This is a genomic window from Brevundimonas sp. EU05-FHT14B11 (assembly GCF_058790835.1).
The window spans coordinates 314,964-335,486 of sequence record NZ_JBYTCY010000003.1 but is presented as its reverse complement, the minus strand read 5'-3'; the positions used below and the strand labels follow the sequence as shown (position 1 = coordinate 335,486).

The window sequence follows — 20,523 nt, the reverse complement described above, 5'->3', positions numbered from 1 at the left end:
CATGGCGATCATGCAGCGCACTGTCCTGGTGGTCGATGACGACCCCCACATCCGCGATCTTCTGACCTTCGCCCTGCGCAAGGCCGGCCTCGCCACGCGCGAGGCGGCGGACGGGGAGGCGGCCCTGAGCGATCTTGAGGCCCATCCTTCCGATCTGGTGGTGCTGGACATCAACATGCCCCGCATGGACGGGATCGAGACCTGCCGCCGCCTGCGGGCGAAGGGCGACGTCCCGGTGCTGTTCCTGTCCTCGCGCGACGACGAGTTCGACCGGGTGCTGGGCATCGAGCTGGGCGCGGACGACTATGTCACCAAGCCTTTCAGCCCGCGCGAGGTGGTGGCGCGGGTGGCCGCCATCCTGCGGCGCACGGCCCGTACGCCGGCGCCCCTGCCGTCGGGGGCGGTGAGCTACGGCCGGCTGACGCTGGACGCCGAAGGCTGGCGCGCCGCCTGGGGCGGAGCCGAGGTGCCGCTGACGGTGACCGAGTTCGCCATCGTGCGGGTGCTGGCGGCCCAGCCCCGCATGGTCTTCACCCGCGACGCCATCATCGACCGGGTGCACGGCCCCGGCTTCGCGATGACCGACCGGACCATCGACAGCCATGTCCGCAACCTGCGCGGCAAGTTCGCGGCGGTGGGCGGCGGCGACGTGGTCGAGACCCGGCCCGGCCTCGGCTACCAGCTCGGACCCTGCGTCGGCGCGGCGGCGTGAGCGACAAGCCGCCCGGGCGCTTCCGGCTGTTCGTGCGGCGGCACTGGCCGGCCCTGAGGCTGCGGACCATCCTGCTGTCGGTGCTGCTGTTCGCGGCCCTTCTGCCCGGCTTCGCGGCCATCTTCCTGCGGGTCTACGAGAACACCCTGGTGCGCCAGACCGAGGCGGAGCTGGTGGCGCAGACCGCCGCCCTGTCGGCTACGGCGGAGGCGTTGTGGCCGGGCTCGCGCCTCACCACGCCGACCGCGGCGCAGCGGCTGGCGCCCGGCTGGTACCAGCCCGAGGCGGCGACCATCGACCTGGGTTCGACCCCGATACTGCCCGCCCGTCCGCCCGCTCGACCCTCCGGCCCGCCGACTCCGGAGGCCGTCATCGTCGGCCGCCGTCTGGACGTCGTGATGCAGGAGACCAGCCGCACGACGCTGGCCTCGATCATCTTCCTGGACCGCAACGGGGTGGTGGTCCGCGGCTTCGGCGAAGGCGGCAGCTGGAAGGACATCCCGGAGGTCCGCGCGGCCTTGTCCGGGCGACCCGCGACGATGCTGCGCCGGAACGCCGCCTATCATCCACGCTATTCGTGGGAGTGGCTCAGCCGCGCCTCGGCCCTGCGCATCCATCACGCCCGGCCGGTAGTGGTGGACGGACAGGTCGAGGGGGTGATCCTGGTCTCCCGGTCGCCGCGCGCCCTGTTCCGGGGCATCTACCAGGACCGCATCAAGATCGCGCTGGGCATCGTCGGGGTGCTGGGTTTCATCGCCTTCCTGGCGGTGCTGGTGTCGCGGGGCATCGCCCGGCCGATCGAGGCGCTCAGCCGGGTCACGCGCGAGGTCGCCAGCGGGGGCGGGTCGGTGCCGCCGCCGCCCAGCACCGCCGCCGTCGAGATCCGGACCCTGTACGAGGACTTCGGCATCATGGCCGAGGCGGTGGAGCGTCGCTCCCGCTACCTGCGCGACTTCGCCGCCGCCGTCAGCCACGAGTTCAAGACGCCCCTGGCCGGCATCCAGGGCGCGGTCGAGCTGTTGCAGGATCACGAGGACATGGAGCCCGCGCGGCGGCGCAAATTCCTGGACAACATCGCCGCAGACGGGCGGCGGCTGTCGGGGCTGGTGACGCGGCTGATGGACCTGGCCCGCGCCGACATGGCCCGGCCCGAGGCGGGGCTGTCGGTCGACTTGAGGCCGCCCCTGCTGAAGTCCGTCGACGCCTGTTCGCCGGGATTGAACATCACCCTGGACCTGCCCGGGGACCTGCCGCCGGTGGCGGCGCCCGCCGCGACGCTGGAGGTGGTGGTCTCGACCATGCTGGAAAACAGCCGCCAGGCAGGAGCGAAGGCGGTTCGGATCGCGGCGCGGGTGGCGGGCGACTCGGTCATTCTGTCGGTGTCGGACGACGGCCCCGGCGTGGCGCCGGCGGATGCACGACGCATCTTCGAGCCCTTCTTCACCACCCGGCGCAGCGAGGGAGGGGCCGGCCTCGGCCTGTCGATCGCGCGCGCCCTGCTGGCCGCCAATCAGGCGACGCTGGACCTGGCGCCGTCCGAGAGCGGGGCGGTGTTCGAGATCGGACTACCGGTGGCGGAACGCTAAGGCGCTCAGCGCCACTTCGACCCGTCGCCGTGCTTGCCGATGCTTTCCCACTCCGGCGGGGCCGCCTTGTGGATGTACTGTTCCGACACCAGCCAGCCCTTGAGCGGGCGGAGCACGGCCAGGCAGGCGAGGACCAGCAGCGGCATGGTGACCGCGAAATGCACCCAGACCGGCGGGTGGACGGTGAACTCGAACCACATGAACAGGGCCATGCCGATGACGCCGACCAGGCTCATGCCGAAGAATGCCGGGCCGTCCGCCGGGTCCGCGAAGCTGAAGTCCAGTCCACACTTCGGGCAGTTGTCGCGGATCTTGAGGAAGCCCCGCAGCAGTGGACCCTCGCCACAGCGCGGGCAGCGGCAGCGCAGGCCGGTCTTCAGGGTGCTCAGCGGCGGATAGACAGGGTCGCTCATGGCGTTCCGGTTCCTCAATGGCCTGCATGTCGGCCTGTTGAGGGACGGGTGCAACCGGGGCCGTTTGTCGCGGCGTGGAAACCGGTGGCGCGCCGGGGTCCAGTCACCATCCGTTAACCGCGTTTAAAGGGGCGTCGCGCGAGGGTGCGCGCGCATGTCCGGGGCCCGTTCCAGCAAGCGCATCCTGAAGTCGACCGTGGCCGCCGCCGCGGCCGGCGCGGTGGTGCTCGCCCCGCTAGCGCCGCTCTACGCCCAGGAAGCCGGCGCGGCCCTGGATCCGGTCACCATTCGCATCGGCGCCAATGAGGTCTTCACCCGGGTGGAGTTCGCCGGCGTCATCGGCGCCCGGTCGCAAGTCCGGCGTGAGGGCCGGACGGTCATCGTGCGCATCGGCGCCACCGCCGCCCCTGATGTTTCACGTCTGCGCGTCGATCCGCCGCGCGGGGTCGAGAAGGTCGAGACCCACGCCGTGCGCGGCGGCACCGAGCTGGTCCTGACCCTGGCCGAGGGCGCCGATGTGCGCACCGGCTCAGCCGACGGCGCGGTCTTCGTCAACCTGTACGCCACCGCCCCCGAGGCGCCCGTAGCGCCGGTCGCGGCCGCCCAGGCCGCGGTCGTGCCGGTGGTCTCGCATGTCAGCCCGGAAAAGGTCAGCCTCGACTTCAAGTGGGAACAGCCGGTCGGCGCCGCGGTCTTCCGCCGGGGCGACGCGGTATGGGTGGTGTTCGACACCCCCGCCCGCCTCGACATGGGCGGGGCCAAGGCGCTGGGCCCGGCCACCGGCGCCCACTGGACCGCCGGTCCGGACCACGTCGCCGTCCGTATCGCCGCGCCGCGCGCCCTGCGGGTGTCGGCGACCTCGAACGGCTCGACCTGGACCGTCAGCATCGGCGGCCCGGCGGCCTCGGCCGGCGGCGTCACCGTCGATCGCGACGATACGGGGGAGCCCGCTCTGGTCGCCCGCATGGCCGGGGCGACCAAGGCCATCTGGCTGACCGATCCGATGGCCGGCGACCGCTTCGCCGCCGTCACCGCCCTGGCGCCCGGCAAGGGCTTCGCCGATAGCCGGCAAAGCCTCGACATGTCCCTGTTGCCGACGGCGCACGGTCTGGCGGTCGAGACCCTGGTGTCCGACCTGGCCATCCGGGCCGACGGCGACCTAGTCACCCTGAGCCGCCCGGGCGGCCTGACCCTGTCGGCGCCCTCGGCCGCGCTGGAGACCGCCGAGGACGAGCCGGGCGCGCCGCGCAAGGCCAAGTATCCGGGCCTCATCGTCGAGGGCTGGGAGAGCACCGGCCACGCCACCTTCGCCGCCCGCTATCGCGAGCTTCAGGACGCGGCGGGCGCGGAGTCCGCCGTTGCCGGAGAGAACCCGCGCGCGCCCATCGAGGCGCGCATGGCCTTCGCCCGCTTCCTGGTCGGTTCGGGCCTGTCCTATGAGGGCATCGGCGTGCTGAACGCCATCGTGGCCCAGGCGCCGAACATGGCCGGCGAGCCCGAGGTGCGCGGTCTGCGCGGCGCGGCGCGGGCCTCCATCGGTCGTCTGGACGAAGCCCAGGGCGACTTCGCCTCGGCCGCGGTCGCCGGGGATCCGGCTTCGGCGGTGTGGCGCGGCTATATCGCCTCGAAACAGGGCGACTGGGCCGCCGCGCGCCAGGCCTTCAACGCCGGCGCCGGGGCGGTCGACGACTTCCCGCCGATCTGGCGCGCCCGCTTCGGCGCCGCCCACGCCGAGGCCGCGCTGGAAAGCGGCGACCCGGAAGCCGCCCGCGCCCTGCTGTCCTACGCCTTCAGCCAGAACGCGCCCGCCGCCGACCAACTGGCCGCCCGCAACGTGCAGGCCCGGCTGTTCGAGCAGGACGGCATGGGCGACCGGGCGCTGGCCGTCTATCGCGCCGTCGGCCGCGCGCCGCTGGACAAGGTCGCCGTGCCCGCCAAGCTGGGCCTGATCCGCCTGTCGCTCGAGCGCGGGACAATGAAGCCTGACGAGGCGGCCAAGGAGCTGGAAGCCCTGCGCTGGCGCTGGCGGGGCGACGCCACCGAGCTGGCCGTCATCCGTCAGCTGGGCAAGCTGTACCTGTCGCAGGGGCTGTACCGCGAGGCGCTGACGGCCCTGAAGGGCGCCGGCGGCCGCATGAGCCGCCTGCCGGGCGCGGCGGACCTGTCGATCGATCTGAACAACGCCTTCCGCATGCTGTTCCTCGAAGGCGGCGCCGACGGCCTGCAGCCGGTGCAGGCGCTGGGCCTGTTCTACGACTTCCGCGAACTCACCCCCATCGGCGCCGACGGCGACGAGATGGTCCGCCGCCTGGCCCGCCGCCTGATCGACGTCGACCTGCTGGACCAGGCCGCCGAACTGCTGAAGCACCAGGTCGACAGCCGACTGGAGGGCGTCGCCAAGGCCCAGGTCGCGACCGATCTGGCCACCGTCTATCTGATGGACCGTCAGCCCGAGCAGGCGTTGCAGGCGATCTGGAGCTCGCGCTCGACCCTGCTGCCCACGCCCCTGAACGCCGAGCGCCGGGCGCTGGAGGCCCGGGCCCTGATGAACCTGGGCCGCTACGACCACGCGCTGGAAGTGCTGGGCGCGGACGCCTCGTCCGACGCCAAGGCCGTGAAGGCCGAGATCTTCTGGAAACAGGAGAACTGGGGCGGCGCGGCGGCCCTGTACGAAGCGGCGATGGGCGAGCGTTACCGCAACCCGGCGGCCCTGACCCAGGACGAGGAAGCCCGGCTGATCCGCGCGGGGGTCGGCTATTCGCTGGCGCATGACACGGCCGCGCTGGGCCGGCTGTCGCGCAACTATCGTCCGTTCGTGGCCGGAGCCCGGTCCAAGGTCGCCCTGTCGATCGCGCTGGACGGTCCGGACGGCATGGCCTCGGCGGGCGACTTCGCCGCGCTCAGCGCCTCGGCCGACACCTTCGCCGGCTGGGTCAACGAGATGAAAGCCGAGCTCAGACAGAAAACGGGCGGGAATCGCCCTGCGACTCCCGCCCGTTCCTGAATAGCCCTGGCAGCGGAGCCGTCAGGCTCCGTCGCCGAATGGCTTAGCCGTTGACGGCGTCCTTCAGCGGCTTCGAGACGCGGAAGCGGACGGCCTTCGAGGCGGCGATCTTGATGGTCGCGCCGGTGGCGGGGTTGCGGCCTTCGCGCGCGGCGCGGGCAGCGGTGTCGAACACGCCGAGGTTCGAGATGCGGACGTCGCCGCCCGAGGTCAGCGACTTGTGAATGTTCTTCACGATCGCTTCCAGGACGCGGCCGGCGTCGGCTTGGCTGACGCCCGCGTCTTTGGCGACGGCGGCGATGAGTTCGGCTTGAGTGGTCATTGTGGGTCGTTTCCCGATTGAAGCTCGCCCCCCAATTCAAGGGCGATGACGGACGGATCAACGCCGCTTTTTCTCGGGATGGCAAGCGGGATCGCCGCTGTAAGCCCCACGGGCTGGGGATTTACCCTGTTCCGGACGCCCGCTGGAAGCTCTCGACCAGGCTTCCGGCGACCAGTCTCCAACCGTCCACGAGCACGAAAAAGATCAGTTTGAAGGGCAGTGAAATCACCACCGGGGGGAGCATCATCATGCCCATGGACATGAGCACGCTGGCGACCACCAAATCGATCACAAGAAACGGAACGAAAAGGAGAAATCCGATTTCGAACGCCCGCTTCAACTCGCTGATCATGAAGGCCGGAGTGACCACCCGAAGGGGCAGGTCCACGGCCTGCGCCGGGGCCTCGATGTTGGACAGTCGGGTGAACAGGGCGAGGTCGTCCTGATCGACCTGTCCGAGCATGAAAGTCTTCACAGGTTCCGACGCCGCATCGAAGGCCTGAGGCAGCTCCATCTGCTGGTCCAGCAGGGGTCGGATGCCCGAATCATAGGCGTCCTGCCACGTCGGAGCCATGACGATGGCGCTCAGAAACAGGGCCAGGGAGACCAGCACCGCGTTGGGCGGCGACTGCTGCATGCCCAGGGCGGTGCGGAGCAGGGACAGCACCACGACGATTCGCACGAAGCTGGTGGTCATGATCACGATCGACGGCGCCAGCGACAGGACGGTCATCAGGCCGACCAGCTGGACGACCCGCTCGGTCAGGCCCGCGCCGGTGCCCAGGTCGACATTGATCGCCGCGCCGCCGGCGGCGACATCCTGGGCCAGGGCCGCGAGCGGCCAGCACAGGCAGAGCAGGGTGGTCAGCAGGGACAGCAGGGCCGCGCGCTTCCACTCATCGCGCGTCGGCATGACGAAGATGGATTTCAGGCCGGCTCGTCCGCTCACCGGCCCGCCTCCGGTCCGCGCGGCTCAATAAGCTCGCGGCCTTCGCCGAGCAGCAGCAGGCGTTCCTCGTTATCGACCTTGACCAGCACCAGGCGGCGAGCGGGGTCCAGCACCAGGGTCTCGACCACCTGCATGCGGCGTTCGCCGCGCTCGGCGCTGAGCTTGGCCAGCAGCTGCGGGGCGTACCGCCGGGCCGCCCAGGCCGCCAGGCCGATGATGCCGAGGGTGAAAGCCAGGGCGAACACGGCCCTGAGCAGATCGAGGAAGTTCATGCGACGGGCCCCGCCGAAGACTGATTCCGGCGCGTCAGACTTCGGCGATCATGGTTAACGTCTCGTTGAGATAACGTCTCATTAACCATGGAGGCGGCATTTTCTGCCCATCGAACCGTGGGCGATCCGCGCCCGGAGACTTTGACGCCCGTGGGCTTCACCGACCTTCCGCTGCTAAGCCAGATCAAGGGCCGCCTGTCCTGGCTGGACGAGCGCCAGCGCGTCATCGCCGAGAACGTGGCCAATGCGGACACGCCCGGCTACGTCGGCCGCGATCTGAACGCGCCGAAGGACTTCGCCGCCGCCCTGCGCAGCGGCGGCGGCCTGCAGATGACCCGGACCAGCGCCATGCATATCGCCCCGGCGGGACAGCGGGCGCGCTTCAACGCCGTCGCCGCGCCGGACTCCGAGACCACGCTCGACGGCAACGCGGTGGTGGTCGAGGAGCAGATGCTGAAGATGGCCGAGAGCCGCATGTCCTACGACGCCGCCATCGGCTTCTATCAGAAGTCGATGCAGATGCTCCGCATGGCCGCCCGCGCGCCCGGCCGTTGATAAACAGGGAATAGCTGATGCCTGATCCCGTCCCCCCGAGAAACAGCGCCATGGCTGTCGCGGCCAGCGCGTTGAAGGCGCAGCAGTCGCGCATGCGCATCATCGCCGAGAACATCGCCAACGCGCAGTCGACGGCCCAGACTGCGGGCGGCGAGCCCTATCGCCGCCAGATCCCCGTCTTCCAGGCGCGCGAAATCGACGGCGCCACCGGCGTGACCCTGGCCGAGGTCCGACCGGATCAGGGCGATTTCCGCTCCGAGTACGACCCATCGCACCCGGCGGCCAACGCCGAGGGCTATGTGCTGCGGCCCAACGTCGACACCCTGGTCGAGGCCATGGACATGCGCGAGGCCCAGCGGGCCTATGAGGCCAACCTGAACGTCATCGAGACGGCGCGGTCGATGGACGCGCGCACCCTCGACATCATCAAGAAGTAGGGCTGACCCATGAACCCCATGATGGCGGCCAAGGCCTATTCGGCGATCCAGGGCGGGGCGATGCCGACCGCGCCGGCCGCCGCGCCCGAGCAGTCCGGCTTCGCCGAGATGCTGACCAACGTCATGGGCGACATGACCCAGACCTCGCGCGCCGCCGAGGGCCAGATGGCCTCCGCCGTGCAGGGGCAGGGCAGCCTGATCGACGTGGTCACCGCCGTCAGCTCGGCCGAGGCCTCGCTGGAAACGGTCATGGCCGTCCGCGACCAGGTGATCGCCGCCTATCAGGAAATCATGCGGATGCCGATCTGACGGCGGCGGCCTGTTCGAGCTGAGCCGGGAACCGGACCCGCGGCCCGGACGCTGCCTCTCCCATATCGAAAAGGAGACCGTCATGCTGAAGGACCGCAACGCGTCCGCCATCGTCGCCGTCAGCGATCTGGCCCGCGCCCGGGCGTTCTACGAGGATACCCTGGGCCTGACCCGCGACGGCGGGAGCGAGGACCAGGGCGTGCTGGGGTTCCGCACCGGGGCGACGCATCTGACCGTCTACAGGTCCGACTTCGCCGGGACGAACAAGGCCAACGCCGTCACCTGGGACATGAAGGGCGACCTCCTCGCGGTGGTGGATGACCTGAGGGCGAAGGGCGTGACGTTCGAGCACTACCCCGACATGGGCTTGACCCTGAACGGAGACATCCACGAGGCTGGCCCCATGAAGCTGGTCTGGTTCAAGGATCCGGACGGCAATATTCTTCATCTGATCGAGGGCATGAAATGATCCGGACGAGGCGCGGCAGCTGTCATTGCGGAGCGGTGAAGTTCGAGTGCGAGATCGATCTGGCGCCTGAGGGACAGCGCTCGCCGCAGCTTCGGCCCGGGCCGTGGTACGCGACCACGCTGCGCTGCAACTGCTCGATCTGCCGCAAGACCCGGATGTGGAAGAACCACGTGCCGTCCGAGGCCTTCCGGCTGCTGGAGGGCGCGGACAACCTGACCCACTACCGGTTCGGCGAAGGCGGGATCGATCACACGTTCTGCAAGACCTGCGGGATCTACGCGTTCGTCCTCGCCAGCGAGCCGGTGATGGGCGGAGACTTCGTGTGCGTGAACGTCGCCGCGCTGGACGACGTAAGCCCCGAGGAACTGGCCGAGGCGCCGATCCGCTACGAGGACGGCGCCGCCGACGAATGGGGCAGGGCGCCGGCGATCACCGGCTACATGTAGCCGGGACTCAGCCTTCCAGCGACACCACCGGCTGTCCGACGACCGGGGCCGACCGACGGCGCGACTTCAGCCAGCCGCGGACGCGGTCCTGGATCGGGGTGTCGATGATTTGGTGGAACAGGAAGGCGAAGACGAAGGCCGCCGCCACGCCCGCGAACCACAGGGCCCACTGCACCGGCGAGGGCAGGGCGAATTTGGCGATCAGCACATTGGCGATCCCGAACCAGGCGATGCGCACGACCTCGTTGGTGATGAACATCGAGAATGACACCTGGGCGGCCTTCTCTACGAATTTGGAGGCGCGCGGCGTCGGCGTGGCGCCGGCGGCCAGGATGATGGTCGAGATGCAGGCCAGCGAGATCAGGGCGTGCTTGTCGAAATACTGGACGAAGGCCAGCAGCAGGGCCGCGCCGATCCCGGCCCAGCCCGCCAGCTTCGGCGCGATCCAGACCTTCTGGGCGAACCAGGCCAGCGACATGCCCAGCACGAACAGCGGCAGGGCGCGGAAGAAGCCGAAGCCCATGGGCATCTGGTAGACGGGATAGCCCAGCAAGGTCCAGGTGATCTGGTTGGCCAGCAGATATAGGCCGACGCCCAGGCCCAGCACGCTCCACGGGCCGAGCTTGATCAGCTGGCGCAGGATCCACGGGAAGGCCAGGTAGCAGCCGACCAGGGCCGAGATCGACCAGCTGGGCGCGTTCCAGCCGTAGCCGCCCGGAACGCCGTAGGCCTGGGTCAGCGTCAGCTGGGCCCACAGCTGGTCCCAGCGGAACCATTCGGGCGCCCGGGGCGCGAACCCCAGGGCGCCGCCGACGACGACCAGCGCGACCAGCGACAGGCCCATGATCAGGTGAGCGGGCAGCACGCGCAGATAGCGCTTCAGGAAGAAGTCGCCCGCGGACATCGAGCCCTTGGCGACCGAGGCGCCGTAGACCCGCATCAGCACATAGCCGCTGTCGATCAGGAAGAAGTTGGTCAGCAGGAAGCCGCCCCGCTCGAACACCGGATGCAGCCCTTCGGCCAGCGGCACGGGGGCCGACATCTGGAAGTGATGCAGGATGATCAGGCTGGCCACAATGAAACGCAACGCGTCGAGCCAGCCGCCCCGAACGATGGGGGGTGTTTCATTTCGGGTCGAAATCGCGGTCCAGGCCATGGGAAGGGCCTCCTTCGAGGCGAATTCCGCAAGGACCGGGCCGTGACGGCCCCGGGTTACAGCTTGCCGAAGGCGACGCCGCGCCAGCGCCAGCCCGCCTCAAGGACGGCGGCCCGCACCGGGTTTTTGATTTCGGTGGTGTCGAACGCGTAGTCGTAGACCTCGCCGAACGATCCGTCCTCGCGGAAGGCGTAGACGGTCTCGAAGCTCTTTTCGAACGTCTGGCCGCGCGAGGCGCTGCCTCGGGCGCTCAGCGTCGGCACGCCGGCGCGCCATTCGACTTCCCACAACTCATCGACGGACCGGACCTCGCCCTTGGCCTCGTCGAACTTCATCAGGACCTTGAAGACCTTCTTGATGCCGGCCTTGGCGAAGAACTCGTACCATTTGGCGTCGACGATCCGCCATTCGGCGACCATGTCGACGCCTTCCTTCTTCCCGTCCCGGATGACGAAGGGCGCCGTCGCGCGGTTGACGGCCATCAGGCGCTTGCGCAGGTCAGTCGTGGACTGGCGCTTGGCCCCGGCGGGCGGCGAGCGCGTTCCGGTCAGGAAGTCGAAAAGTCCCATGGTCATCCCCCGCGCGTTGCCGGGGGACAGTGGTCGATCGCTCGACCGAAGACCAGCGTTCTACGTCCGCGTCAGCCGCAGGAACTCTTCCCGGGTCCGCGGATCGTCGCGCATGACGCCGCTCAGGTGGCTGGTGGTCAGGCTGGCGCCCGGGGCGTTGACGCCGCGCAGGGTCATGCAGCTGTGCTCGGCCTCGATGACCACGCCGACGCCCTGGGGACGCAGCACCTCCTCGATGGCCAGGGCGATCTCGGAGGTCATCTTCTCCTGGATCTGCAGCCGCCGGGCATAGCCGCGGACCACGCGCGCCAGCTTGGAAATGCCGACGACGCGGTCGGTCGGCAGGTAGCCGACGTGGGCCACGCCGACGACCGGCAGCATATGGTGCTCGCAGAAGCTGACGAAGCGGATGTCCTTCAGCACGACCATCTGGTTGTAGCCGCCGACCTCCTCGAAGGTCCGCTCCAGATAGGCGCGCGGCTCGACCTCATAGCCCTCGAACAGCTCCTTGTAGCTGCGCGCCACCCGCGCCGGCGTGTCCAGCAGGCCCTCGCGGTCGGGATTGTCTCCCGCCCATTCGATCAGGGTGCGAACGGCGGCTTCGGCGTCGGACTGGGTGATGGTCGGCTTGGTCATGGGGCCTTCATAGAGGGGGAGAACGCGAAAGGGGAGGCTCGACGAAACGAACCTCCCCCTGATTTCACGCTTTCCGCCGCCGGTTCCGGATCGTCAGGGCGATGGCCGAGACGAGGAAGTAGAAGGCGCCGAACGCGGCGTAAGGCGCGACGGTCGTGAGGACCGAAGGAACCACGGGAGCGAAGGACTGCTGGATGAAGAACCCGCCCGCCAGCGCGGACTGGGCTCCACTCAGAATCATCGCCCACTGCGCCCCATAGACGCGCCAGCGGCGAACGCCCGCCAGCAGTTGAAGCAGGCCCGCCAGGATGGCCCAGGCCCCGAACAGTTGAAGCACTCGGGCCATATCGACCTGCATCAACAGGGCGACGCCGAGCGCGACGACGGCGCTGACTCCCAGGTTCAGGGCCTGGGCCGGGTTCGCGCGCAGGCCGCCGTTCGCCAGGGCGTCCCGCGCGTTCGCGACGGCGTCCCACGCCGGATAGAGGACCAGAAGCGCGCCTCCGATGAGGGGATTGGCCCCGCCGATGGTGAAGGCCGCCGCGACCCAGGCCGCGGCGACGCCCGCCCTGAGGAAGTAGTAGCGGGTCAATGCGGCGGCGCGTTCGGGGCTGGGAGCGGTGGCGGCCATGCGAAATCCTTGGGAATGAGGAAGCGAGGAGGGTGTGATATGCTGCGACATAATATGTCGTGACATATAATAACTATCGAGGTGGCTCGCCTCTGTCCAGGGATTATATGTCGCGATATGTTTTGAGGCGGCCCGGATTCGCTTCGGGAGCCGTCTGAGGAGTCGTTTTGCCCAATCCTGCCCCAACCCTGACCCTGGACCAGCAGCTCTGCTTCTCGCTGTACGGGGCGAGCATGGCGATAAATCGCGCCTACAAACCGCTGCTGGACGCGCTGGAGATCACCTATCCCCAGTATCTGGTGCTCGGCGCCCTTTGGGAGGCCGACGGCCTGACCATCGGCGAGATCGCGGGCAGGCTGGGGCTGGATTCAAGCAATGTGACGCCTCTGGTGAAGCGGATGGAGGGGGCCGGCCTGGTGTCCCGCATCCGCAATCCGGCCGATGAACGTCAGGTGGTGGTGCGCCTTACGAACGCGGGGCGGGACATGCAGGCGCGCAGCACCTGTCTCGGCGAGACCCTGTTCGCCTCCGCCGGCCTCAGCGTCCAGAAGCTGGTGCAGCTGAACAAGGATGTTCAGGCGTTCCGGGACTCGGTGGCCCGTTTCGTCGCCGATCGTCCTCATAGCTGAGGTGCGGCGCCTCCGGTTAGCGCCCTGTTAACCACACTCCCGGCATTTCTTGCCCAGTTCGGCTGCGCGTCCTGCGGCCTGTGGAGCGTGGAATGAACGGCGCGGAAGTTCTGGATGTGGGCCGCGACGCCTTGTGGCTGACGATCCAGCTGTGCGCGCCGATCCTTCTGGTCGGGCTGGTCGTCGGCGTGGTCATCGGCCTGGTGCAGGCCCTGACGCAGATCCAGGAGCAGACCCTGATCTACGCGCCCAAGATCATCGCCATCTTCATCTCCCTGCTGCTGTTTCTGCCGCTGATGGGCGCCCTGCTGGGCGGCTTCATGCGCACGATCGCCGCCCGCATCGCCGGCATGTGACCGGCCGGTGGAGCCCTGGGCCACTTCTGATCAGGTCTGGCAAGGCGCGCTGATCTTCGCGCGGATCGGCTCCGTGCTGCTAATGCTGCCCGGCGTCGGCGAAAGCTATGTGCCGCCGCGCATCCGCCTGGCCTTCGCCCTCGTCGTGACCCTGGCCCTGTGGCCGGTGGTGGCGGGCGCGCTTCCGGCCCTGCCGCAGACCCTCGGCGCCATGGCTGGCTGGATCATCCGTGAGGTCATCGTGGGCCTGATGATCGGCGCCCTGCTGCGCAGCTTCCTGACCGCCCTGTCGACGGCGGGCGAGATCGTCTCGCTGCAGACCACCCTCAGCTTCGCCCAGACGGCCAACCCGCTACAGGCCCAGCCCGGTTCGACCATCTCGGCCTTCCTGATGCTGCTGGGCACGACGCTGATCTTCGCGACCAACACCCATCACCTGTTCATCGCCGGCCTGGTCGGCTCCTACGAGCTGATCGCTCCGGCCAGACCTCTGGTCACCGGCGACTTCGCCACCCTGGCGATCCGCACGCTGGGCGACAGTTTCGCGCTGGGCGTCCAGCTGTCGGCGCCGCTGCTGGTCTTCGCCCTGATCTTCAACCTCGCCTCGGGGCTGGTCGGGCGGGTCATGCCCCAGTTCCAGGTCTTCTTCGCCGCGGCTCCGCTCAGCGTCATCCTGGGCCTGTCGATCTTCGCCCTAAGCCTCGGCGTGCTCGGCACGGTCTTCATCGACCGCTACCGGGCGCTGGCCCAGATCTTCGCGGGAGGCGCCGGTGGCTGAAGGCGCCGATCCCGAGTCGAAGACAGAAGAGGCGACACCGCGAAAACTAGCGGACGCGCGAAAGAAGGGTGATGTCGCCAAGTCCATGGACGTGGGCTCGGCCGCGTCCCTGCTCGGCGCCTCGGCGGTCCTGCTGGGGATGGGGGGCTATTTCGCCACCTCGATGGCCGAGCAGCTGCTGCCCTTCATCGCCGCGCCGCACACCATGCTGGGCGGGCTGGAGACGGGCGCCGGCGTCGAGATCGGCGCCCAGGCCCTGTGGGCCATCGCCCCCTTCCTCGGCGCGGTCATGCTGGCCACCATCATCGGCGGGGCGGGCGGCAACCTGGCTCAGTCCGGCATCATGTTCACCGCCGAAAAGCTGAAGCCGCAGTGGGAGCGCGTCAGCCCCATGGCGGGCTTCAAGCGGATCTTCGGCCCGGACGGCCTGGTGCAGTTCATCAAGACCTTCCTCAAGTTGATCGCCGTCGGAGCCATCTGCTGGATGGTGATGAAGCCGCATATCCGGGAGTTCGAGAACCTGGCGGCCATGCCGCCCGCCGCCATCCTGCCGTTGGCACGCGACCTGGCCATCGCCCTGATGAGCGCGGCCCTGATCTTCCTCAGCTTCACCGCCGGCGCCGACTATCTGTGGCAGCGCTACCGCTTCAACGAGCGGATGAAGATGTCCAAGGAAGAACTGAAGGAAGACTACAAGCAGTCCGAGGGCGACCCGCACGTCAAGGCCAAGCTGAAGCAGATCCGGGCCCAGCGCAGCCGCCAGCGGATGATGCAGAACGTGCCCAAGGCCACGGTCATCGTCACCAACCCGACCCACTATTCGGTCGCCCTGCGCTACGAGCCCACCGAGGGCGACGCCGCGCCTGTCTGCGTGGCCAAGGGCGTCGATGCCCTGGCCCTGCGGATCCGCGAGCTCGCGCGCGAGCACAATGTGCCGATCATCGAGAACGTGCCGCTGGCCCGCGCCCTCTACGCCGCCGTCGATGTGGACGAGACGATCCCGCGCGAACATTTCGAAGCCGCGGCGAAAGTGATCGGCTTCGTCATGGGACAGCGCAAGAAACGCTGATTGGTCAACGTCCTTAACGCGGCGTTTACCACGCGCCCGGCATTTTCTGCCCAGCGGGTCGTTCCAGAGTCGCGTGAGTATCGGGGCAAGAGCGCGTGGGCGGCTTCACGGCGGCGTTGCAGAGATTCGGGATCGGTCGACTGACCGTGGTGCTGGGCGTCGCCGCCGGCGTCGCGGCCATGCTGGTCTTCGTCATGCTGCGGATCGGCCAGGCGCCGGATGCGCTGCTGTATTCCAACCTCGACCTGCGCGAAGCCTCGGAAGTCACCACGGCGCTGGACGGCGCCGGCATCAAATACAGCTCCAAGGGCGACGGCTCGACCATCTTCGTCAACCGCGACCAGGTGGGCGAAGCCCGCATGCTGGTGGCGGGCAAGGGGCTCGTGACCTCCGGCAGCGTCGGCTACGAGATCTTCGACAATCAGTCGGTGCTGGGTCAGACCGAATTCCAGCAGAACCTCAACGAAAAGCGCGCCCTCGAAGGCGAGCTGGCCCGCACGATCCAGACCATGCGCGGCATCCAGTCGGCGCGGGTCATGATCGCCCTGCCGCGCCGCGAACTGTTCCAGTCCCAGGCCGCCGAGCCCACGGCCGCGGTAGTCGTCGGCGTGACGGGCGGCCAGCTGACCGGCGCCCAGGTCCAGGCCATCCGCAACGTCGTCGCCTCCTCGGTGCCCAATATGAAGCCTGAGAAGGTCACCCTGACAGACACTTCGAACCGCACCCTCGCGGCCGGGAACGCCGGCGAGGGCTTCAGCTCCGCGTCGGCGGAAGAGGCGCGCGGCCAGACCGAGTCCCAGCTTCAGGCGCGCATCAAGGATATCGTCGAGGGCGTCGTGGGCGTCGGCGGCGCGCGGGTGCAGGTCACCGCCGAGATCGACCACGCCCGCTCCACCACTCAGGAGCAGCGCTACGATCCGGACGGCCAGGTCGTCCGCTCGACCTCGACCAACGGCTCGGAGAGCCAGGACACGACCGGCGCGACCGACGGCGGCGCGACGGCGACCAACAACATTCCGGGCGGTCAGGCTCCGGGCCTGACTCCGCAGGGCTCGCGCGACACCCAGAACACCGAGACCACCAACTACGAGATCTCCAACACCACCACGACCACGGTGAAGGAAGCCGGAGAGATCAAGAAGCTGGCCGTCTCGGTCGCGGTCGACGGCAAGTGGACCCCGGGCGCCAACGGCGGCGAGCCGACCTATGCGGCGCGCACCGCCGAGGAGATCGCCCAGATCAAGTCCCTGGTCGCCGCCGCCGTCGGCATCGACGAGAGCCGGGGCGACAAGATCGAGGTGCTGAACGTCCGCTTCAATCGCGATGTCGCGGCCGCGGGCGGCGAGGAGGGCGGCTCGCCCCTGTTCAACTTCACCAAGAACGACCTGATGCGCGGCGTGGAGCTGTTGGTGCTGCTGATCACCGGCCTGCTGCTGATCTTCTTCGTCCTGCGTCCGCTGCTGAAGGCCGCCACGGCCGGCGCCGGCGCCGGCGCGGGCGGCCAGCCGCAACTGGCCGGACCCGGCGGCCAGCCGGTCACCTCGCTGCAGACCACCATCGTGGGCGGCGCGGGCTCCGCCCTGCCGCAACTGGGCGGTCCGTCCGAGATGGACCAGCGGCTCGACATCGCCCGGATCGAGGGCCAGGTGAAGGCGTCGTCGGTCAAGAAGGTCGCCGACTTCGTCGAGAAGCACCCGGAGGAATCGACCTCGATCCTCCGCAGCTGGGTGCATGAAGGCTGATGTCCGGCGCCCGCATGGTCACCAAGAAGCCTGCTGTCGATGACATCAGGAAACTGACCGGCCCCGAGAAGGCGGCCGTCATCCTGCTGTCGCTGGGCGAGGACCACACCAAGCTGTGGCAGGGGCTGGATGAGGAGGAGATCAAGGAGATCTCCCAGGCCATGGCCTCGCTGGGCACCGTCAGCGCGAGCGTCGTCGAGGAGCTGCTGGTCGAGTTCGTCTCGGGCATGAGCGGCTCGGGCGCGGTCATGGGCAGCTATGAGCAGACCCAGAAGCTGCTGGCCTCCTTCATGCCGGGCGATCGCGTCGACGCCCTGATGGAGGAAATCCGCGGGCCCGCCGGCCGGACCATGTGGGACAAGCTCGGCAATGTGAACGAGGCCGTTCTCGCCAACTATCTGAAGAACGAATACCCGCAGACCGTCGCGGTGATCCTGTCCAAGATCAAACCTGACCACGCCGCCCGCGTGCTGACCAGCCTGCCCGAGGACTTCGCCCTGGAATGCGTGCAGCGGATGCTGCGCATGGAGCCGGTGCAGCGCGACATCCTGGACAAGATCGAGCAGACCCTGCGCACCGAGTTCATGTCGAACCTGGCGCGCACGTCCAAGCGCGACAGCCACGAGCTGATGGCCGATATCTTCAACAGCTTCGACCGCCAGACCGAGGCCCGCTTCATCGGCGCGCTGGAAGAGCGCAACCGCGAGGCCGCCGAGCGCATCCGCGCCCTGATGTTCGTGTTCGAGGACCTGGCCAAGCTGGATCCGGGCGGCATCCAGACCCTGCTGCGCGCGGTCGAGAAGGACTCGCTGGGGCTGGCCCTGAAGGGCGCCTCCGAGACCCTGCGCGAACTGTTCTTCTCCAACATGTCCGAGCGTGCGGCCAAGATCATGCGCGAGGACATGGAGTCGATGGGCCCGGTCCGTCTGAAGGACGTCGATCAGGCCCAGATGGCCATGGTTCAGGTCGCCAAGGATCTCGCCGCCAAGGGCGAGATCATGCTGGTCGGCCAGGGCGGCGACGACGAGTTGATTTACTGACATGAGCGCGCAACCCGAAACGAAAGCCTTCTTCTTCGACACCGAGTTCGACGCCGGCGGCGAGGTCGTGCGCGGTTCGAGCTGGCGTCCGACCAAGCGCGCCTGGACCCAGGGCGAGGTCGAGGCGCTGGTGGCGCAGGCTTCGGTGGAGGCGCGCGAGACGGCGCTGGCCGAGATCGCCAGCATCCAGGCCATGGCCCTGTCGAGCATCGGTCAGGCGCTCGAGGCCGCGGCGCCGGCCCTGACCCAGATCGCCCAAGCTCACCGCGAACAGTCGGCCGAGCTGGCCATGGCCGCCGCCCGGGTCGTCGCTGCGGCCGCTCTGGAGCGCTTCCCGGAGGCGCCGTTGCAGGCTGCGCTGGAAGCCCTGGGGCAGGAGATCGACGCCTCTCCGCGCCTGGTCATCCGCACCGGCGACCTGACCGACGAGACCCGCGCCCGTCTGCAGCAACTGGGCGCCGACGCTGGCTTCTCGGGCATCGTCGCCTTCCGCGACGAGCCGGGCCTGCCCCCGGCCGCCTTCCGCCTGGAATGGGCCGACGGACGCGCCGACTTCGATCCCGCCGACGCTTTCGCCCGCATGGCCGAAGCGCTGAACTCCGCCCTGGCCGCCGAGGCCGGGCACGCTGAAACCCTGAACGGGAGGTCCTGATGGCGACCGACACCATGGCGTTGGAGGAGTTTCCGGACTCCACCGCCCTCGCAGAACATGAAGAGCACACCGACAAGACCGCGCACGATCTCGCGCCGGTCTTCGACGTGCCCGTCAACATCTCCGCCGTGCTGGGCAAGGCCCACATGTCCGTGGCCCAGCTGCTGAAGCTGAACCGCGGCAGCGTGCTGGAGCTGGACCGCAAGGTCGGGGAGGCGATCGACATCTTCGTCAACAACCGTCTCGTCGCCCGCGGCGAGGTGGTGGTGGTCGAGGACCGTCTGGGCGTGACCATGACGGAAATCATCAAGATCGAGGACAGCAACGCCTGATGGTGTTGCACCCGGGCCCGCGGAGCGGACCGGTGCGTAGGATTTGAAGGAGAAGACCCATGCGGCTTCTGGTGGTTGGCAGGCTCAGCGGACAGCTGGCGACGGCGGTGAAGATGGCCATGGCGCACGGCGCCAAGGTCCAGCACGTCGAGCGCGGCGATCAGGCGACGGAGCAACTGCGTCGCGGGCAGGGGGCCGACCTGCTGATGGTCGATTACCGCGTGGACATCGCCGCCCTGATCGCGGCGAACGAGAACGAGCGCATCCACGTGCCGGTGGTGGCCTGCGGCGTCGACGCCGACGCCACGGACGCGGCCAACGCCATCCGCGCGGGGGCCAAGGAGTTCATCCCCCTGCCGCCGGAAGCCGACCTGATTGCGGCGGTGCTGTCGGCGGTCGCTGACGACGAGCGCCCGATGATCTCGGCCGATCCGTCGATGAAGCACGTGATCCAGCTGGCCGACCAGGTCGCGCGCTCGGAAGCCTCGATCCTGATCACCGGCGAAAGCGGCGTCGGTAAGGAAGTCATGGCGCGCTACCTGCACAGCGGGTCCAAGCGCGCCGACCGCCCCTTCATCAGCGTCAACTGTGCGGCCATCCCCGACAACCTGCTGGAGTCGGAACTGTTCGGGCATGAGAAGGGGGCCTTCACGGGCGCCCTGGCCCGCCGCATCGGCAAGTTCGAGGAAGCCGACGGCGGCACCCTGCTGCTGGACGAAATCTCCGAAATGGACGTCCGCCTGCAGGCCAAGCTGCTGCGCGCCATCCAGGAGCGCATCATCGACCGCGTCGGCGGCACCAAGCCCGTTCCGGTCAACATCCGCATCATCGCCACGTCCAACCGCGACCTGGCCCGCTCGGTCAGCGAGGGGACCTTCCGGGAAGACCTGCTGTACCGCCTGAACGTCGTGAACCTGCGCCTGCCGGCGCTGCGTGAGCGTCCGGGCGACATCGCGGCCCTGGCCGACCACTTCGTCAAGAAATACGCCGCCGCCAACGGCGTGCCGGTGCGTCCGATCTCGGCCGAAGCCAAGCGCGCCCTGACCACCCACCGCTGGAACGGCAACGTCCGCGAGCTGGAGAACGCCATGCACCGCGCGGTGCTGCTGGCGGTCGGGCCCGAGATCGACGTCGAGGCCATCCGCCTGCCGGACGGCCAGCCGCTGACCGCCGGCGCCTATGGCGCGGCCGCTGCTGACGCCGGCCCCGCCGCCCGCGCGGCCCACGCCGCCGACGTCGTCACCCGCTCGCACGTCGGCCAGACCGTCGCGCAGATGGAGAAGACCCTGATCCTCGACACCCTGTCGCACTGCCTGGGCAACCGCACCCACGCGGCCAACATCCTGGGCATCTCGATCCGAACCCTGCGCAACAAGCTGAACGAATACGCCGACGAGGGCACGTCGATCCCGGCGCCCCAGTCGGGCGTCGCCTCCAGCGGCTACGCGGCCGCCTGATC

25 protein-coding genes are annotated in these 20,523 nt (G+C 68.9%); 17 read left to right on the top strand and 8 right to left on the bottom strand.

All coding sequences use genetic code 11. The features are described 5' to 3' along the window. Window position 1 precedes the first annotated feature (1 nt). Window positions 2-712: a response regulator gene (locus tag AC3WRV_RS14870; protein WP_492313853.1), complete on the top strand. Its 711-nt coding sequence runs from the start codon at window positions 2-4 to the stop codon at window positions 710-712. Continuing rightward, window positions 709-2,298, top strand: coding sequence for a sensor histidine kinase (locus AC3WRV_RS14865; RefSeq protein WP_492313852.1), 1,590 nt, complete (start codon window positions 709-711; stop codon window positions 2,296-2,298). The genes AC3WRV_RS14870 and AC3WRV_RS14865 overlap by 4 nt, the downstream gene beginning before the upstream one ends. Window positions 2,299-2,303: 5 nt before the next feature. On the opposite strand, the gene AC3WRV_RS14860 is transcribed toward AC3WRV_RS14865, so the two are convergent. Continuing rightward, window positions 2,304-2,711: a DUF983 domain-containing protein gene (locus AC3WRV_RS14860; RefSeq protein ID WP_291832530.1), complete on the bottom strand. Its 408-nt coding sequence runs from the start codon at window positions 2,709-2,711 to the stop codon at window positions 2,304-2,306. A 154-nt stretch (window positions 2,712-2,865) separates the two neighbouring features. Between AC3WRV_RS14860 and AC3WRV_RS14855 the strand changes: the two genes are divergently transcribed. Continuing rightward, window positions 2,866-5,715, top strand: a complete 2,850-nt coding sequence (locus tag AC3WRV_RS14855; RefSeq protein ID WP_492313851.1) for a tetratricopeptide repeat protein — start codon at window positions 2,866-2,868, stop codon at window positions 5,713-5,715. A 43-nt stretch (window positions 5,716-5,758) separates the two neighbouring features. On the opposite strand, the gene AC3WRV_RS14850 is transcribed toward AC3WRV_RS14855, so the two are convergent. From AC3WRV_RS14850 to AC3WRV_RS14840, 3 genes are all read right to left on the bottom strand, one after another. Beyond that, window positions 5,759-6,037 (bottom strand): HU family DNA-binding protein, encoded by a 279-nt coding sequence (locus AC3WRV_RS14850; protein WP_492313850.1) that lies wholly within the window; start codon window positions 6,035-6,037, stop codon window positions 5,759-5,761. Between the two features lie 121 nt (window positions 6,038-6,158). Further along, window positions 6,159-6,950, bottom strand: coding sequence for a flagellar type III secretion system pore protein FliP (gene fliP, locus AC3WRV_RS14845; RefSeq protein WP_492314090.1), 792 nt, complete (start codon window positions 6,948-6,950; stop codon window positions 6,159-6,161). Between the two features lie 32 nt (window positions 6,951-6,982). Beyond that, window positions 6,983-7,258: a flagellar biosynthetic protein FliO gene (locus AC3WRV_RS14840; RefSeq protein ID WP_291832537.1), complete on the bottom strand. Its 276-nt coding sequence runs from the start codon at window positions 7,256-7,258 to the stop codon at window positions 6,983-6,985. A 150-nt stretch (window positions 7,259-7,408) separates the two neighbouring features. Between AC3WRV_RS14840 and flgB the strand changes: the two genes are divergently transcribed. The 5 genes from flgB to AC3WRV_RS14815 all read left to right on the top strand — a co-directional run bounded on the left by flgB (window position 7,409) and on the right by AC3WRV_RS14815 (window position 9,474). Beyond that, window positions 7,409-7,813, top strand: a complete 405-nt coding sequence (gene flgB, locus AC3WRV_RS14835; RefSeq protein ID WP_492313849.1) for a flagellar basal body rod protein FlgB — start codon at window positions 7,409-7,411, stop codon at window positions 7,811-7,813. Window positions 7,814-7,863: 50 nt separating this feature from the next. Next, window positions 7,864-8,250, top strand: a complete 387-nt coding sequence (gene flgC / locus AC3WRV_RS14830) for a flagellar basal body rod protein FlgC (protein ID WP_291832540.1) — start codon at window positions 7,864-7,866, stop codon at window positions 8,248-8,250. A 9-nt stretch (window positions 8,251-8,259) separates the two neighbouring features. Continuing rightward, a complete protein-coding gene (fliE, locus tag AC3WRV_RS14825; protein ID WP_291832542.1) occupies window positions 8,260-8,559 on the top strand; it encodes a flagellar hook-basal body complex protein FliE in 300 nt (99 codons plus the stop codon). A gap of 82 nt (window positions 8,560-8,641) precedes the next feature. Further along, window positions 8,642-9,028, top strand: a complete 387-nt coding sequence (locus AC3WRV_RS14820) for a VOC family protein (protein ID WP_492313848.1) — start codon at window positions 8,642-8,644, stop codon at window positions 9,026-9,028. Beyond that, complete coding sequence (locus tag AC3WRV_RS14815) at window positions 9,025-9,474, top strand: GFA family protein (RefSeq protein WP_492313847.1); 450 nt, start codon at window positions 9,025-9,027, stop codon at window positions 9,472-9,474. The genes AC3WRV_RS14820 and AC3WRV_RS14815 overlap by 4 nt, the downstream gene beginning before the upstream one ends. 7 nt (window positions 9,475-9,481) lie before the next feature. Here the strand turns inward: AC3WRV_RS14815 and AC3WRV_RS14810 are convergent, their stop codons facing one another. From AC3WRV_RS14810 to AC3WRV_RS14795, 4 genes are all read right to left on the bottom strand, one after another. Continuing rightward, entirely contained in the window at window positions 9,482-10,630 is a 1,149-nt protein-coding gene (locus tag AC3WRV_RS14810) for an acyltransferase family protein (RefSeq protein WP_492313846.1), read from the bottom strand. Window positions 10,631-10,686: 56 nt separating this feature from the next. Then, entirely contained in the window at window positions 10,687-11,199 is a 513-nt protein-coding gene (locus AC3WRV_RS14805) for a hypothetical protein (protein WP_492313845.1), read from the bottom strand. Between the two features lie 60 nt (window positions 11,200-11,259). Beyond that, the gene (folE, locus tag AC3WRV_RS14800; RefSeq protein WP_291832556.1) at window positions 11,260-11,835 is read right to left on the bottom strand and encodes a GTP cyclohydrolase I FolE; all 576 of its coding nucleotides are present in this window, start codon (window positions 11,833-11,835) and stop codon (window positions 11,260-11,262) included. A gap of 64 nt (window positions 11,836-11,899) precedes the next feature. Further along, window positions 11,900-12,466: a DUF308 domain-containing protein gene (locus AC3WRV_RS14795; RefSeq protein ID WP_492313844.1), complete on the bottom strand. Its 567-nt coding sequence runs from the start codon at window positions 12,464-12,466 to the stop codon at window positions 11,900-11,902. A gap of 233 nt (window positions 12,467-12,699) precedes the next feature. On the opposite strand from AC3WRV_RS14795, the gene AC3WRV_RS14790 reads away from it, so the two are divergent. The 9 genes from AC3WRV_RS14790 to flbD all read left to right on the top strand — a co-directional run bounded on the left by AC3WRV_RS14790 (window position 12,700) and on the right by flbD (window position 20,521). Then, complete coding sequence (locus tag AC3WRV_RS14790; protein ID WP_492314089.1) at window positions 12,700-13,095, top strand: MarR family winged helix-turn-helix transcriptional regulator; 396 nt, start codon at window positions 12,700-12,702, stop codon at window positions 13,093-13,095. 92 nt (window positions 13,096-13,187) lie between these two features. After that, a complete protein-coding gene (fliQ, locus tag AC3WRV_RS14785; protein WP_291832566.1) occupies window positions 13,188-13,451 on the top strand; it encodes a flagellar biosynthesis protein FliQ in 264 nt (87 codons plus the stop codon). A 7-nt stretch (window positions 13,452-13,458) separates the two neighbouring features. After that, entirely contained in the window at window positions 13,459-14,229 is a 771-nt protein-coding gene (fliR, locus tag AC3WRV_RS14780; protein WP_492313843.1) for a flagellar biosynthetic protein FliR, read from the top strand. Further along, complete coding sequence (gene flhB / locus AC3WRV_RS14775; protein ID WP_291832573.1) at window positions 14,222-15,298, top strand: flagellar biosynthesis protein FlhB; 1,077 nt, start codon at window positions 14,222-14,224, stop codon at window positions 15,296-15,298. The genes fliR and flhB overlap by 8 nt, the downstream gene beginning before the upstream one ends. Before the next feature lie 95 nt (window positions 15,299-15,393). Beyond that, window positions 15,394-17,040 carry a flagellar basal-body MS-ring/collar protein FliF gene (fliF, locus tag AC3WRV_RS14770; RefSeq protein ID WP_492313842.1) on the top strand — a complete coding sequence of 549 codons (1,647 nt, stop codon included), beginning with the start codon at window positions 15,394-15,396 and terminating at the stop codon, window positions 17,038-17,040. Window positions 17,041-17,054: 14 nt separating this feature from the next. Beyond that, window positions 17,055-18,080, top strand: coding sequence for a flagellar motor switch protein FliG (gene fliG / locus AC3WRV_RS14765; RefSeq protein ID WP_492314088.1), 1,026 nt, complete (start codon window positions 17,055-17,057; stop codon window positions 18,078-18,080). A 1-nt stretch (window position 18,081) separates the two neighbouring features. Then, window positions 18,082-18,732: a FliH/SctL family protein gene (locus AC3WRV_RS14760; RefSeq protein ID WP_492313841.1), complete on the top strand. Its 651-nt coding sequence runs from the start codon at window positions 18,082-18,084 to the stop codon at window positions 18,730-18,732. Then, window positions 18,732-19,064 carry a flagellar motor switch protein FliN gene (gene fliN / locus AC3WRV_RS14755; RefSeq protein ID WP_291832583.1) on the top strand — a complete coding sequence of 111 codons (333 nt, stop codon included), beginning with the start codon at window positions 18,732-18,734 and terminating at the stop codon, window positions 19,062-19,064. Before AC3WRV_RS14760 ends, fliN begins: the two co-directional genes overlap by 1 nt. Window positions 19,065-19,123: 59 nt before the next feature. Next, window positions 19,124-20,521: a sigma-54-dependent transcriptional regulator FlbD gene (flbD, locus tag AC3WRV_RS14750; protein WP_492313840.1), complete on the top strand. Its 1,398-nt coding sequence runs from the start codon at window positions 19,124-19,126 to the stop codon at window positions 20,519-20,521. Window positions 20,522-20,523: the final 2 nt, after the last annotated feature.

Bases quoted from the DNA above. Each gene is read 5' to 3' on its own strand.
- AC3WRV_RS14850 (WP_492313850.1), bottom strand. From the start codon at position 6,037: ATGACCACTCAAGCCGAACTCATCGCCGCCGTCGCCAAAGACGCGGGC.
- fliP (WP_492314090.1), bottom strand. From the start codon at position 6,950: ATGCCGACGCGCGATGAGTGGAAGCGCGCGGCCCTGCTGTCCCTGCTG.
- flbD (WP_492313840.1), top strand. From the start codon at position 19,124: ATGCGGCTTCTGGTGGTTGGCAGGCTCAGCGGACAGCTGGCGACGGCG.
- AC3WRV_RS14860 (WP_291832530.1), bottom strand. From the start codon at position 2,711: ATGAGCGACCCTGTCTATCCGCCGCTGAGCACCCTGAAGACCGGCCTG.
- AC3WRV_RS14815 (WP_492313847.1), top strand. From the start codon at position 9,025: ATGATCCGGACGAGGCGCGGCAGCTGTCATTGCGGAGCGGTGAAGTTC.
- AC3WRV_RS14855 (WP_492313851.1), top strand. From the start codon at position 2,866: ATGTCCGGGGCCCGTTCCAGCAAGCGCATCCTGAAGTCGACCGTGGCC.
- AC3WRV_RS14760 (WP_492313841.1), top strand. From the start codon at position 18,082: ATGAGCGCGCAACCCGAAACGAAAGCCTTCTTCTTCGACACCGAGTTC.
- fliG (WP_492314088.1), top strand. From the start codon at position 17,055: ATGGTCACCAAGAAGCCTGCTGTCGATGACATCAGGAAACTGACCGGC.
- AC3WRV_RS14795 (WP_492313844.1), bottom strand. From the start codon at position 12,466: ATGGCCGCCACCGCTCCCAGCCCCGAACGCGCCGCCGCATTGACCCGC.
- AC3WRV_RS14810 (WP_492313846.1), bottom strand. From the start codon at position 10,630: ATGGCCTGGACCGCGATTTCGACCCGAAATGAAACACCCCCCATCGTT.
- AC3WRV_RS14805 (WP_492313845.1), bottom strand. From the start codon at position 11,199: ATGGGACTTTTCGACTTCCTGACCGGAACGCGCTCGCCGCCCGCCGGG.
- fliN (WP_291832583.1), top strand. From the start codon at position 18,732: ATGGCGACCGACACCATGGCGTTGGAGGAGTTTCCGGACTCCACCGCC.
- flgC (WP_291832540.1), top strand. From the start codon at position 7,864: ATGGCTGTCGCGGCCAGCGCGTTGAAGGCGCAGCAGTCGCGCATGCGC.
- AC3WRV_RS14870 (WP_492313853.1), top strand. From the start codon at position 2: ATGGCGATCATGCAGCGCACTGTCCTGGTGGTCGATGACGACCCCCAC.
- AC3WRV_RS14790 (WP_492314089.1), top strand. From the start codon at position 12,700: ATGGCGATAAATCGCGCCTACAAACCGCTGCTGGACGCGCTGGAGATC.
- folE (WP_291832556.1), bottom strand. From the start codon at position 11,835: ATGACCAAGCCGACCATCACCCAGTCCGACGCCGAAGCCGCCGTTCGC.
- fliE (WP_291832542.1), top strand. From the start codon at position 8,260: ATGAACCCCATGATGGCGGCCAAGGCCTATTCGGCGATCCAGGGCGGG.
- AC3WRV_RS14840 (WP_291832537.1), bottom strand. From the start codon at position 7,258: ATGAACTTCCTCGATCTGCTCAGGGCCGTGTTCGCCCTGGCTTTCACC.
- AC3WRV_RS14820 (WP_492313848.1), top strand. From the start codon at position 8,642: ATGCTGAAGGACCGCAACGCGTCCGCCATCGTCGCCGTCAGCGATCTG.
- fliQ (WP_291832566.1), top strand. From the start codon at position 13,188: ATGAACGGCGCGGAAGTTCTGGATGTGGGCCGCGACGCCTTGTGGCTG.